The organism is Micromonospora sp. CA-111912, from assembly GCF_050948415.1.
Classification (GTDB): domain Bacteria; phylum Actinomycetota; class Actinomycetes; order Mycobacteriales; family Micromonosporaceae; genus Micromonospora.
Genome location: NZ_CP192007.1, coordinates 5,419,330 through 5,431,916, shown reverse-complemented (window position 1 = coordinate 5,431,916; position 12,587 = coordinate 5,419,330). Strand labels below are relative to the sequence as shown.

Below are 12,587 nucleotides of genomic sequence, written 5' to 3'. Positions count from 1 at the left end.
CACTCTCGCAGCGCGCGGTGGGCCCGGGGTCGATTCGGCTCAGGGTACTTCGAGGAGTACCGGCGACGGGCGCCCCGGTCGGTGTGACCGGGGCGCCCGTCGCGTGGGACAGCGAAAGTTACAGGCCGAGTTCGGCCTCGAAGTTGCCGGCCTCCAGCCGCTCCTTGACCGCGACCAGGAAGCGGGCCGCGTCCGCGCCGTCGATCAGCCGGTGGTCGTACGACAGGGCCAGGTACACCATCGAGCGGACCGCGACGACCTCGCCCAGCTCTGGGTCGCTCACCACGACCGGGCGCTTCACCACGGCGCCCGTGCCGAGCATCGCCGACTGCGGCGACGGCACGATCGGGGTGTCGAACAGCGCGCCCCGGCTGCCGGTGTTGGTCAGCGTGAACGTCGCCCCGGCGATCTCGTCCGGGCTGATCTTGTTGGTCCGGGTGCGCTCCGCCAGGTCGGCGATCCGCTTGGCGATCCCGCCCAGGTTCAGGTCACCGACGCCGTGGATCACCGGCACCATCAGGCCGCGCTCGGTGTCCACCGCGATGCCGAGGTGCTCGGCCGCCGGGTAGGTGATCGTCCCGGCGTCGAGGTCCATGCTGGCGTTCACGATCGGGTACGCCTGGAGCGCCTCGACCGCCGCGAGGGCGAAGAACGGCAGGAACGACAGCTTCACCCCGTGCCGCTGCTGGAACGAGTCCTTGGCCCGGGCCCGCAGCTTGGCGACCTTGGTGACGTCCACCTCGACCACCGTGGTGAGCTGCGCCATCTCGTGCAGCGACTGCTGCATCCGCTTGGCGATGGTCGCCCGGATCCGGGGCAGCTTCTCGGTGGTGCCGCGCTTCGCGCTCGGCTGCGGCTTCGCGGCCGGCTTGGTTGGGGCCGCCGGGGCGGCCGGCTGTGCCGCCGGGGCCGGGGCGGCCTTCGCCGCCTTGGCCTTCTCCGCAGCCTCCAGCACGTCCTGCTTGCGGATCCGGCCACCCACACCGGTGCCGCTGATCGAGGACAGGTCCACCCCGTGCTCGCCGGCCAGCTTGCGTACCAGCGGGGTCACGTACCCGGCAGCCTCCTCGCCGCCGCCCTCGGCGGGTGCCGACGGGCGCTGCGGGGTGGCGGTCGGTGCCGCGGGCTGGGCCTGCTGCTCGGCCTGCACCGGCTTGGCCGCGGTCTCGGCCTCCGCCGCCGGCTCGTTGTACGACTGACCCGGGGTCGGCTCCTGCACCTTCGGCTCGGGCTTGGCCTCTGCCTTCGGCTCCGGCTTCGGCTCGGGCTTGGTCTCTGCCTTCGGCTCGGGCTTGGCCTCTGCCTTCGGCTCGGGCTTGGCCTCTGCCTTCGGCTTGGCCTCCGCCTTCGGCTCGGGCTTCGCCTCGGCCGGGGCGGCACCGGCCGCGCCGATGATCGCCAGGTCGGCACCGACGGCAGCGGTCTCGTCCTCGGCGACCTTGATCTCCAGGAGGGTGCCGGCGACCGGCGACGGGATCTCCGTGTCGACCTTGTCGGTCGAGACCTCCAGCAGCGGCTCGTCCACCTCGACGGCGTCGCCGACCTGCTTGAGCCAGCGGGTCACCGTACCCTCGGTGACGCTCTCACCCAGGGCCGGCATCTTGACCGGGGTGCCCTCGCCCGACGGGGCCGGGGCGTCCTGGGCCGCCGGCTCCTCGACGGCCGGCTGCTCCGCCTCGGCCTGCGGCTCGGCGGCGGCCTCGGCGGCCTCCTCGGCCGGCTCCTCCTGCTGCGGCGCGGCGGCCTCGCCGCCTGCCGCCTCGCCGCCTGCCGACTCGCCCTCGCCGGCGATGACGGCCAGCTCGCTGCCCACCTCGGCGGTCTCGTCCTCGCCCACCACGATCCGGCTCAGCACACCCGCCGCCGGGGACGGGATCTCGGTGTCGACCTTGTCGGTCGAGACCTCGAGCAGCGGCTCGTCGACCTCGACGGTGTCGCCCTCCTGCTTGAGCCAGCGGGTGACGGTGCCCTCGGTGACGCTCTCGCCGAGCCGAGGCATGGTGACCGATACCGGCATGTTCTAAAACTCCTTTATTCCCCTGGTGCGATTTCGCCCGTCTGCCGCCGGACGCCGCGGAATCAGTTCTCGATCAGGCGTGCGCGTGCAGCGGCTTGCCGGCGAGGGCGAGGTGCGCCTCGCCCAGGGCCTCGCCCTGGGTCGGGTGGGCGTGCACGAGCTGCGCCACCTCGGCCGGGTAGGCCTCCCAGTTGTAGATGAGCTGCGCCTCGCCGACCAGCTCGCCGACCCGGGCGCCGACCATGTGTACGCCGACGACGGGGCCGTCCTCGACCCGTACCAGCTTCACGAAGCCGGCGGTCTTGAGGATCTGGCTCTTGCCGTTGCCGCCCAGGTTGTAGTTGTACGTCTTGACCTTGTCGGCGCCGTACTGCTCCTTGGCCTTCGCCTCGGTGAGGCCGACCGACGCCAGCTCCGGGTCGCAGTAGGTGACCCGCGGGATGCCGGCCTCGTCGATCACGGCCGGGTTCTGGCCGGCGATCTCCTCGGCGACGAAGATGCCCTGCTGGAAGCCGCGGTGGGCGAGCTGGAGGCCGGGCACGATGTCGCCGACGGCGTACACGTTCGGCACGCCGGTGCGCAGCCGCTCGTCGGTCAGCACATAGCCGCGGTCGGTCTTGACGCCCTGTTCCTCGTACCCGAGGTCGGCGGTGTTCGGGCCGCGGCCGACGGCGACCAGCAGCAGCTCGGCCTCGACGGTCTCGCCGCCGGCGATGGTGACCTTGACGCCCTTGTCGGTCTTCTCGACCTTCTCGAACGGCTTGCCGACCTTGAAGTTGATCTTCCGCTTGCGGAAGGCCCGCTCCAGCGCCTTCGACGACTCCTCGTCCTCGGCGGCGACCAGCCGGGGCAGCGCCTCGATGATCGTCACGTCCACGCCGAAGGATTTCCACACGCTGGCGAACTCGACACCGATCACGCCACCGCCCAGCACGATCGCCGAGGAGGGGACCCGGTCGAGGTTCAGCGCGTGGTCGCTGGTGATGATCTTCTCGCCGTCGACCTCCAGGCCGGGCAGGCTCTTCGCGTACGAGCCGGAGGCCAGCACGACGTTGCGGCCGGTGTAGCGCTTGCCGTCGACCTCGACGGCGTTCGGGGCGACCAGCTTGCCGGCACCCGCGACGAAGGTGATGTTCTTGGAGCTGCCCACCAGGCCCTGGAGGCCCTTGTACAGCCGGGAGATCACGCCGTCCTTGTACGAGTTGACGCCCGCCATGTCGACGCCCACCAGCTCGGCCTTCACGCCGAACTGCTCGGACTCACGGGTCTGGTCGGCGATCTCGGCGGCGTGCAGCAGGGCCTTCGTCGGGATGCAGCCGTTGTGCAGGCAGGTCCCGCCGAGCTTGCCCTTCTCGACCAGTGCGACCGACAGGTCCAGTTGGGCGGCGCGCAGCGCCGCCGCGTAGCCGCCGCTGCCACCTCCGAGGATGACGATGTCGAAGGTTGCGTCGTTCGGCTCGCTCACGTCCAACTCCCAGTTCGCGTCACTGCATCGGGGGTCACGGCGGGGTGGCACGGACAGTCCCCACCTCGGTCATCTTGTCACCACCGCCCATCGGCCGCGTAGTGAGGTGCCCAACGACACGTCACCGACACGTACGCTTGGCACCGGTTTCGATGACGGACACGGGGGAGACGGTCGGTGGCGCTGTTCCGACGACGTAAGCAGGCGCGCCCGGAGGGCCGCGATCGCGCGTCCGACCGCGCCGATCTCGAACACCTGGAGAACTTCGTCCGAACCCGGCGGGGCGTCGAGGCGTTCATCGAGCCGCGGACCACCGTCACCGAGACCACGGTGATCCTCATCGCCGACGACGGGGAGTGGACCCGCCGCCGCGTCGACAGTCCCGAGGGCGCCCGCCGCTTCGCCCACAAGCTGGCCATCCCCGTCTACGACGTCCGCCTGATGGGCTACCCACAGCGCATGCGTGACTACAACGAACGCCGCAAGCGCCGCCCCCACCTCCCCTGACCCCCGCGGACCCCTTATTCACGGAAAGAGTGGCCATTCCGCGCGGAATGGCCACTCTTTCCGTGAAAGTGCGCGTCTTTACGTGTACGCGGGAGGTCAGCCGTTGGTGGCGACGTCCTCGACCAGGTGGATCAGGGTGCGAACCGGGACGCCGGTGCCGCCCTTGGTCCAGTAGCCGACCGGCTCGCCCGAGTGGTAGCTCGGGCCGGCGATGTCGATGTGCGCCCAGGCCACCTCGTCGGTGACGAACTCGCGCAGGAACACCCCGCCCTGGAGCATGTGACCCGCCCGGTCCATCCCGGCGTTGACCTGCGAGATGTCGGCGACGTCGGAGTCCATGCCCTTACGCACGTCGTCCGGCAGCGGCATCGGCCAGGCCGGCTCGCCGACCGCGTCGCCGGCCACCCGGACCCGCTCGCACAGCTCCGGGCTGCCCATCACCCCGGCGATCCGCTTGCCCAGCGAGATCACCTGACCGCCGGTCAGGGTGGAGGTCTCGAACAGGTAGTCGGCGCCGTCCTCGCAGGCCCGGGCGAGGGCGTCGCCCAGGACCATCCGGCCCTCGGCGTCGGTGTTGAGCACCTCCACCTTCTTGCCGTTGTACATGGTGATCACGTCGCCCGGCCGGTAGCTCGTGCCCGACGGCATGTTCTCGGCCATCGGCAGGTACCCGGTCACCGCGACCGCCGGCTTGAGCGCGGCGATCGCCAGCATGGCCGCGCCGACCGCAGCCGCGCCGCCCATGTCGGACTTCATCTCCCACATGCCCTGGGCCGGCTTGATCGAGATGCCGCCGGTGTCGAAGGTGATGCCCTTGCCGACCAGCGCCACCCGCTTGCCGGTGCCGCCACCCTCCGGCGTGTAGGTCAGCTTGACCAGGCGCGGCGGGGCCTCGGAGCCCTGGCCGACGGCGATGATGCCGCCGTAGCCGCCGGCCGCCAGGGCCTTCTCGTCGAGCACCTCGACGCCGAGCCCGGCAGCCCGCGCGGCCTCGGCCACCACGTCGGCGAACGCCGGCGGACGCAGCATGTTCGGGGCGGTGTTCACCCAGTCCCGGGTCAGCCGGACCGCGCCGGCCACCGCCTGCGCCCGCTCGACCTCCGCCCGGGCGGTCGCGTCGCCGGCCTCCGGGACGGCGATCAGCACCTCGGCCACCGGCTCTCGCCGGGCCGGCTGCGGCCGGGTCTTGTACCCGGCGAAGCGGTACGAGCCGAGCAGCGCGCCCTCGGCGACCGCGCGCAGCGCGGCGGGGGCGTCGGCGTCGTCGGGCAGCGGCAGGGTCAGCGCCACCCGGCGCGCCCCGGCCAGGGCCCGGACCACCGAGCCGGCCGCCCGGCGCAGCGTCTCCGGCGCCGGGGCGGCGCCGGTCGGCTCCGCGCCGAGCCCGACCGCGGCGACGACCGGGGCGGTGATGGTGCCCAGGGTGGCCAGCTTGATCACCTCGCCCGGGGCGCCGGTCGCGCCGAGCAGCGCCAGCGTCTCGGTCAGCTTGCCGTCGAAGGCGGCGGCGATGCTCTCGGCACCGCTGGCGAGCAGCAGCGCACCGGCCGGACCGGCGATGTCCTGCTCTCCGGTCTGGCTGTGCAGGCCGATCACGATCGCGTCGACGGCGAGCTCGGCGGGGTCGGTGTCGACCAGGCTGATGGTGGTGCTGGGCGATGTCACTGAAGCTACTCCGGGCGGGCCGGGCCGGCCGCGTCGTCGCGTACCGGCGATGAAGGTCTCCGGCGGTAACGTACCGCCGGACGATTGGGGCTGTCCCACCGAACTGCTCCGGCGGGCTCCCGCCGATGCTAACCAGCCGTTAAGGCACCGGTAAGTTGCCACCCATGACCGACGTGACCTCCGACGCCGCCGCGACCCGGCCGCGCCGTTCCCCGCTGCACGAGCGGCATACCGCCCTCGGTGCCAAGTTCGCCCTGTTCGGTGGCTGGGAGATGCCGCTGGAGTACGCCGGCGGCGGAGTCCTCAAGGAACACACGGCGGTCCGTACCGGGGTCGGGGTGTTCGACGTGTCGCACCTGGGCAAGGCCCGGGTGGTCGGGCCCGGGGCGGCGGACTTCGTCAACGCCTCCCTCAGCAACGACCTCGGCCGGATCGGCCCCGGCCAGGCGCAGTACACGCTCTGCTGCGACGACGCGACGGGCGGCGTGGTCGACGACATCATCGCCTACCTGCACGCCGAGGACCACGTCTTCCTGATCCCGAACGCCGCGAACACGGCCGAGGTGGTGCGCCGCCTGCGGGCCGCCGCGCCGCAGGGGCTGGTCGTCACCGACGAGCACGAGGCGTACGCGGTGCTGGCCGTGCAGGGGCCGCGCTCGGCGGAGCTGCTCGGCGCGCTGGGCCTGCCCACCGACCACGGCTACATGAGCTTCCGCGCCGCCACCCTGGCCGGCGCGGACATGGTGGTGTGCCGCACCGGCTACACGGGCGAGCTGGGCTACGAGCTGGTGGTGCCGGCCGAGCACGCCGTCGCGGTCTGGGACGCGATCTTCGCCGCGGGCGAGGCGTACGAGCCGCGGGCCTGCGGGCTGGCGGCGCGGGACACCCTGCGCACCGAGATGGGGTACCCGCTGCACGGGCAGGACCTGTCGCCGGAGATCACCCCGGTGCAGGCGCGCTCGGGCTGGGCGGTCGGCTGGGACAAGCCGGCGTTCTGGGGCCGCGACGCGCTGCGCGCCGAGAAGGCCGCCGGTCCGGCGCGTACGCTGCGCGGCCTGGAGGCGGTCGACCGGGCGATTCCGCGCCCCGGCATGCCGGTGTACGCCGGCGGCACGCAGGTCGGCACGGTGACCAGTGGCACCTTCTCGCCGACCCGCAAGCAGGGCATCGCCCTGGCCCTGCTCGACACGTCCGCCGCCCTCGCCGACGGCGACACGGTCGAGGTCGACATCCGCGGCCGCCGCGCCCCCATGCGCCTCACCCGCCCGCCTTTCGTAACCCCCTCGGTCCGCTGACCCACCGCAGCCCACGCTGACCCGCCCCGCCCGGCCCCGCCCCCGACGTCCAAGGGGGTGGGGTCAGGCGGGGCGGTTGTCGTCGGCGTCCAGGACTGCCTGGGTCCAGCCGCCCTCGGTCACGCCGGTCCCGTCGAGGACCGCCCAGTCGACCACGTCCGTTGCCTCGATCGTCACGGGGGAGCCGATGCGGACCGTGGGGTCGGTGTCGGCGTCGGTGACGCTGGCCCCGACGATCCGCTCCGGGGACTGCCACGAGGTCACCCCCGCCCAGACGTACTCGGGGCCCTCGTCGGCCGGCAGGCCGTACTTGACCACGAGCTGTGACTCGCCGGGCAGCCCATCGGCCAGGAACCGGGCCCGGATGTCGTCCAGGCCGGCCCGGGCGGTGGCGATCGCCGTGCTCATCGCGTCGCCCCGGCGGGCGTAGCGCTTGTCCGGCTGGATGCCGTTGAACAGGGTGGCGCAGGCCGCCGCGAAGTACCTTCCCGCCGGCCCCGGGTGCCCCGGCGGCGGGCACAGGCTCAGGAACGAGTCGGCCTCCGGGTCCGTGGCCGGGTCCAGCTCCAGCCGCAGCAGCACCGGCGCGGTCGCCCCGTGCTGCTCCGGATTGCCGTACGCCACCGCGATGTCGTGCCCGGTGATCGTGGCGAGCACCGGAAGCTGCACGAACGCGGGCACCTCCTCGCCGGCCAGCCCGTCGGTCCAGTCCCGCAGCAGCCGCCGGGCCGCCCCGGTCATCACCGCGCCCCAGGCCCTGGTGAGGTGGTCGGGCACCCCCTGGGTCTGCAACTCCAGCAGCCCGAACCGGCGCAGCCCCTTGGTGGTGAACCACAGACCGTCGGCGTCCGAGGAGTACGGCACCAGCACCCAGTCGACCAGCCGGATCCGGCCCTGCTCGTCCGGCAGCGAACGAAGCGCCGCCGCCGGGTCGAGGAACTGGAGGCCGAAGACGTCCACCACGTCGCCGCCGACGGTCTCGGCGACCGCGGCGGCCACCGCCCGGGCCGCCCACTCGTGCGCGGGCGGCCAGCCCGGCCGGTACTCCGCCTGCACCACCACCAGGTGGGTGGCCGCGGCGAGCCGGTCGAGCTGCGCCCCGGTCGCCCCGAACGCGGTGAGCAGGTCCGGCGGCAGCGCGGGGAACTCGGAGATCGGCCGGGTGTCCACGCTCATCAGCGGGCTGTCCAGCATCTGGGTGGCGAGCCCGTGCACCGGCTCGGCGAGCCGGCCGGCCAGCGCCCGCACGGCGGTCTTCGCGCTGACCCTCGGCAGCCCCGCCATCGGCACCAGGTAGGTGGCGCTGAGTGACTCGGGGACCGGGACGGGCAGGAAGTCGTCGGTGATGAGCATGTGGATCCCCCGTCTCCCCGCGCCGGCCTGTCGCCCGAACGCTACCCGGCCCGGCGGGCCCGGATCAGCGGGTCAGCACCAGACCCAGGTAGACCAGCGTGGTGACCAGCTCCACGGCGGCGCCGAGCACGTCGCCGGTGATCCCGCCGAGGCGGCGTACCACGTGGCGCAGCAGCGGGGCCGCGACGGCGACGGCGGCGAGCACGACGAGCGGCCCCTGCCACGGGCGGCCCGGGACGGCGGCGACCGCGACGACCGCGACGGCGGCCGTGCCGAGCGCCGCCGCGACCGGGCCGACGGTGCCGGCGACCAGCGCGCCCAGCCCGTCCGGCCGGGCCGCCGGCACCCCGCGCCGGCAGGCCAGGGTGACCCCGAGCCGGCCGGCCGCCGTCGCCGTCACCACCGCCGCGAGCGTCGCCGGCCACGACCGGCCCGCCAGCTCCGCGAGCGCCGCCGCCTGCACCAGCAGTACGACCACCAGCGCGGCCACCCCGAACGGGCCGACGTCCGGCTTCTTCATGATCTCCAGCGCCGCCGCCCCACGCCGGTACGACCCGAGCGCGTCCACGGTGTCGGCCAGCCCGTCCAGGTGCAGCCCTCGGGTGAGCAGGGCGCCCACCGCGACCGTCACCCCCGCCGCGACCAGCGGTGCGGCGGCGACGGCGAGGAGCAGCAGAGTACCGGCCAGCATCGCCCCGAGCAGCGCGCCGACCGCCGGGGCCAGCGCCATCGCGGCGCCCGCCGTGGCCCGGTCCACCCGGCCGGGGCGTACCGGCAGGACGGTGAACGTGGTGAGCGCGAGCCGAACGCCGTCGGCGTACCTTCGTCCGGCCGGCCCGACGGGCCCGGTCCGGTCGTCGGGTTCAGCCGGCACGCCAGCCGGCCGGGTCCGGCTGGGCCGGCTGGTCCGGTCCGGTGGTGGCCGTTCCGGTGGTGGCCATTCCGGGTCCGTCGGGTCCGGGTCCGGCGGGTTGGGGTTCGGTCGGTTCGGGGCCGGTCGGTTCGGGGGTGGCCGGGCCGGGGCCGGCCGGCTCCGGCTCGCGGAAGTCGGGCTCCCCGTCGCCCGGGTCCTCCCCGCCAACGCCCTCGCGGCCGGGCTCCTCGCCGCCGGGACCGGGGCGGGCGGGCTCCGGGCGGGTGGGCAGCGCGGCGGCCAGCGACAGCACCGAGCGCAGCAGCGGCAGCGCGGCCAGCGCGTTGGCGCCCTCGCCCAGGTCGAGGCGCAGGTCCAGCAGCGGGGTCAGCCCCAGCACGTCGGCGGCGAGCCGGACCGCCGGGTGGCCGCCGCAGTCGGCGAGCAGGCACCAGTGCCGGGCCTGCCCGGCTAGGTCCCGGCTGACCATGCCGGCGGCCAGGCCGACCGGGCCGTCCAGCAGCACCGGGACCCGGCGGGCGGTCGCGCCGAGCAGCACGCCGGTGGCCACTGTGATGTCCCCGCCGCCCAGCTCGGCCAGCACGTCCTTGGCGTTTCGGGGGGAGCGCCGGGTCCGGTGCATCGCGTCCCGGACCGCCGCGCAGCGCCGCATCCAGGCCGCGTCGTCGATCTCGCCGTTCGCCGTCACCACCCGGCCGAGCACGGCCGGCGGCTCCGCGCCGGCGGTCGCCGCGAGCACCGCCGCCGCGGCGGCGTCGGCCCCGGCCCCGCACGACGCCAGCACCAGCAGCTGTACGCCCGCGTCGGCGGCCTCCTCGGCCAGCCGCCAGCCGTACCGCAGGGCCTTCTCCACCGTTTCGTGGTCCAGCGCCGCAACGCCCTCCATCGGCTCGGCGGCCGGCGCGTCCACCACCTGGAGGCTGGCTCCGCTCTCGGCGGCCAGCCGGGCCAGCACGCCCTGGCCGGCGCGGGCCTGCGCGGCCCGCCGGGCCGACTCGCCGGGCACGGAGCCGGCGGCGGCGCCCCCGGCGTGGTCGCCGTGCAGCAGCAGCACCCGTACGGTGCCCCAGGGCGCCGGGGTGGCGGTGCCCTGGGTGGCGGCGGCGAAGCCGACCACCCGTTCCAGCACGCCCAGCCCGGCACCGGGCACGTCCAGGGTGGCGAGCCGCTCCGTCGCCTGCGGCCCGGCGTACTCGTCGGGCATGGGCAGTTCCATGCCGGCCTGGATGACCAGGCCCGTGGCGACCACCGGCAGCGCCATGGTGGGCGCCGACCAGGGCGCGCCGACCGGCTCCGGCGGGGCGGTCGGGGTGAGCACGTCCGGCAGCGGGGCCTCCCGCTCGCCGTCGTTCGGCCGGGCAGCGGCGGCCGGTTCCGAACGCGCGGACGCGTCCCCGGTCCACGTCACCGGCGCGGCCTGCGTGCCCTGCCCGGCCTGCGCGCCCTGCCCCTGCCCGGCCTGCGCCGGGACGGTGGCGGTAGCGCGCGGGGCGGCGGAGGGCTTCAACCAGCACGCCTGGCCGGCGACCACCAGGACCACCGCGTCGCACGCGTCGGCGACAGCCCGGTTGGCCGCCCCGAGGGCATCGGTGAACGCCCGGCCCAGCGGGGTGGTGGGCACCAGCGACAGCCCCACCTCGGGGCTGACCAGGACCACCCGTGCCGGGCAGTCGCGGAGCGCCGCAGCCAGCTCGGCGATGGTCGCCGTGTCGTCCGCCGGCTGGTGGGCCGGGTCGAGCAACACCGTCACCCAGCCGCCGAGGTCGTCGACGAGCAGCGTGTCGTTCGGCCCGGCCGAGGAGACGACGTCGGCCAGCCGGCGCGGGTCGTCGGCGGTCTCCTCGGTGGTCCAGCTCCCCGGGCGGCGGCTCCGGTGCGCCTCCAGCCGGGCCGCCCACTCGGCGTCCTCCGGATCGCCGGACGCCGACGTCGCGACGTAGCGCACCGTGGGCGCGTCGGCCACCAGCGACTCCGCGAACTCGGACTTGCCGGAGCGGATACCGCCGAGCACCAGGACCGTGTTCCACCCGTCAACGGACATGTCCGTACCTTAAAGCCGCCGGACGCCGCGCCGCCCGCCGGCCCGGCTCACCCGCAGTGCTCGAAGGGGCTGCCGTAGCCGACCCCGCCGACCGCGCCGCCCCACCGCACGCAGGTCCGGTCCGCGTCCGCCCGGACGGGCCCGGCGTGGTACGCGAAGGAACCGCCGTCGGTGCTGCGGATCCGGTGAGCCGCCGGACGGCCCCCATGCCCCCGGTCGCGACCCACCGCCCGCCGGGGCCGGTCGCGGCCCCCGGGTGGAGCGTCGGGCCGCCCGGCGCCGCGGCCGACTACGCTTGCGGGGTTCGTCACAGGGACTTCAGCGGCGAGGGGAGACGCGGCATGGCGTGGAGCTGGCGGTACGAGGGCGCGAACGGCGAGTCGACCGAGGGGCCGACGGAGACGTTCGGGAGCCAGGCGGATGCCGAGTCGTGGATCGGCCAGGCCTGGCGGGAGCTCGCGGCGTCCGGCGTCACCTCGGTCGTGCTCGTCGAGGACGACCGGGTCGACTACCGGATGAGCCTGCAGCCCCCGGCCGAGTGATGGTGTCGGACCGTCCGGACGGCGGCGAGCCGCTCGTGCTCGGCGTGCCCCGGGCGGCGTTCCGGCCCAGCCCGGTGTTCCTGGCGTTGGTCGCGCTGTTCGTGACCAGCGCCGTCCTGGCCTGGAACCGGATCGGCAACGTCCGGTTCGACGTGTTCCTGCTCGTCGTCTCGGGCTGGCTGGTGTCGCTCTGCCTGCACGAGTACGCCCACGCCGTGGTCGCGTACCGGGCCGGGGACCGCAGCGTCGCGCACCGGGGTTATCTGACGCTCAACCCGTTCAAGTACACCCACCCCCTGCTGTCGATCGTGCTGCCGGTGGTGGTGGTGCTGCTCGGCGGGATCGGCCTGCCCGGCGGCGCGGTGTGGGTGGACCGGCACGCCATCCCGGGGCGGCTGCGGCACACCCTGGTCAGCCTCGCCGGGCCGGCCACCAACGTGCTGTTCACCCTGCTGCTGGTGGCCGTGCTGCGGATCGGGTTCGGCGGGGGTGGGTCGGTGGAGTTCTGGGCCGGGCTGGCGCTGCTGGCGTTCCTCCAGCTCACCGCCAGCGTGCTGAACCTGCTGCCCGTGCCCGGCCTGGACGGCGGCAACATGATCCAGCCGTGGCTGAACCCCCAGTGGCGGCGGATGTACGACCTGTTCGCCCCGTACGGGTTCATCCTGCTCTTCGCGCTGCTGTGGAACCCGCGCATCGGCGGCTGGTTCTTCGACGCGGTCTTCGCCGTGGCGAACCTGCTCGGCCTGCCCCCGTGGCTCTACGAGATCGGCCTGGAGCTGATCCGCTTCTGGCGCGGCTGATCAGGGGTTGAGCGCGGCTGATCCGGGT

The 12,587-nt window shown here is 74.5% G+C and carries 10 protein-coding genes; 4 read left to right on the top strand and 6 right to left on the bottom strand.

Annotated elements, in window-relative coordinates; translation table 11 throughout:
- Positions 1-118: 118 nt before the first annotated feature.
- Positions 119-2,017, bottom strand: coding sequence for a 2-oxoglutarate dehydrogenase, E2 component, dihydrolipoamide succinyltransferase (sucB, locus tag ACQPZO_RS22405; protein WP_433343700.1), 1,899 nt, complete (start codon positions 2,015-2,017; stop codon positions 119-121).
- A gap of 73 nt (positions 2,018-2,090) precedes the next feature.
- Positions 2,091-3,482, bottom strand: coding sequence for a dihydrolipoyl dehydrogenase (lpdA, locus tag ACQPZO_RS22400; RefSeq protein WP_433343699.1), 1,392 nt, complete (start codon positions 3,480-3,482; stop codon positions 2,091-2,093).
- 177 nt (positions 3,483-3,659) lie between these two features.
- Here lpdA and ACQPZO_RS22395 point away from each other — a divergent pair, with 177 nt between their 5' ends.
- The gene (locus ACQPZO_RS22395; protein ID WP_433343697.1) at positions 3,660-3,989 is read left to right on the top strand and encodes a hypothetical protein; all 330 of its coding nucleotides are present in this window, start codon (positions 3,660-3,662) and stop codon (positions 3,987-3,989) included.
- 96 nt (positions 3,990-4,085) lie between these two features.
- On the opposite strand, the gene ACQPZO_RS22390 is transcribed toward ACQPZO_RS22395, so the two are convergent.
- Positions 4,086-5,654, bottom strand: a complete 1,569-nt coding sequence (locus tag ACQPZO_RS22390) for a leucyl aminopeptidase (protein WP_433343696.1) — start codon at positions 5,652-5,654, stop codon at positions 4,086-4,088.
- 164 nt (positions 5,655-5,818) lie between these two features.
- Between ACQPZO_RS22390 and gcvT the strand changes: the two genes are divergently transcribed.
- Entirely contained in the window at positions 5,819-6,949 is a 1,131-nt protein-coding gene (gene gcvT / locus ACQPZO_RS22385; RefSeq protein WP_433343694.1) for a glycine cleavage system aminomethyltransferase GcvT, read from the top strand.
- A gap of 63 nt (positions 6,950-7,012) precedes the next feature.
- Here the strand turns inward: gcvT and ACQPZO_RS22380 are convergent, their stop codons facing one another.
- The 3 genes from ACQPZO_RS22380 to ACQPZO_RS22370 all read right to left on the bottom strand — a co-directional run bounded on the left by ACQPZO_RS22380 (position 7,013) and on the right by ACQPZO_RS22370 (position 11,217).
- A complete protein-coding gene (locus ACQPZO_RS22380) occupies positions 7,013-8,302 on the bottom strand; it encodes a DUF2314 domain-containing protein (RefSeq protein ID WP_433343693.1) in 1,290 nt (429 codons plus the stop codon).
- A 64-nt stretch (positions 8,303-8,366) separates the two neighbouring features.
- Entirely contained in the window at positions 8,367-9,176 is an 810-nt protein-coding gene (locus ACQPZO_RS22375) for an adenosylcobinamide-GDP ribazoletransferase (protein WP_433343691.1), read from the bottom strand.
- Positions 9,166-11,217, bottom strand: coding sequence for a bifunctional adenosylcobinamide kinase/adenosylcobinamide-phosphate guanylyltransferase (locus ACQPZO_RS22370; protein ID WP_433343689.1), 2,052 nt, complete (start codon positions 11,215-11,217; stop codon positions 9,166-9,168). Before ACQPZO_RS22370 ends, ACQPZO_RS22375 begins: the two co-directional genes overlap by 11 nt.
- 341 nt (positions 11,218-11,558) lie before the next feature.
- Here ACQPZO_RS22370 and ACQPZO_RS22365 point away from each other — a divergent pair, with 341 nt between their 5' ends.
- Complete coding sequence (locus ACQPZO_RS22365; RefSeq protein ID WP_396671022.1) at positions 11,559-11,759, top strand: hypothetical protein; 201 nt, start codon at positions 11,559-11,561, stop codon at positions 11,757-11,759.
- Complete coding sequence (locus tag ACQPZO_RS22360; protein ID WP_433343687.1) at positions 11,759-12,559, top strand: site-2 protease family protein; 801 nt, start codon at positions 11,759-11,761, stop codon at positions 12,557-12,559. The genes ACQPZO_RS22365 and ACQPZO_RS22360 overlap by 1 nt, the downstream gene beginning before the upstream one ends.
- Positions 12,560-12,587: the final 28 nt, after the last annotated feature.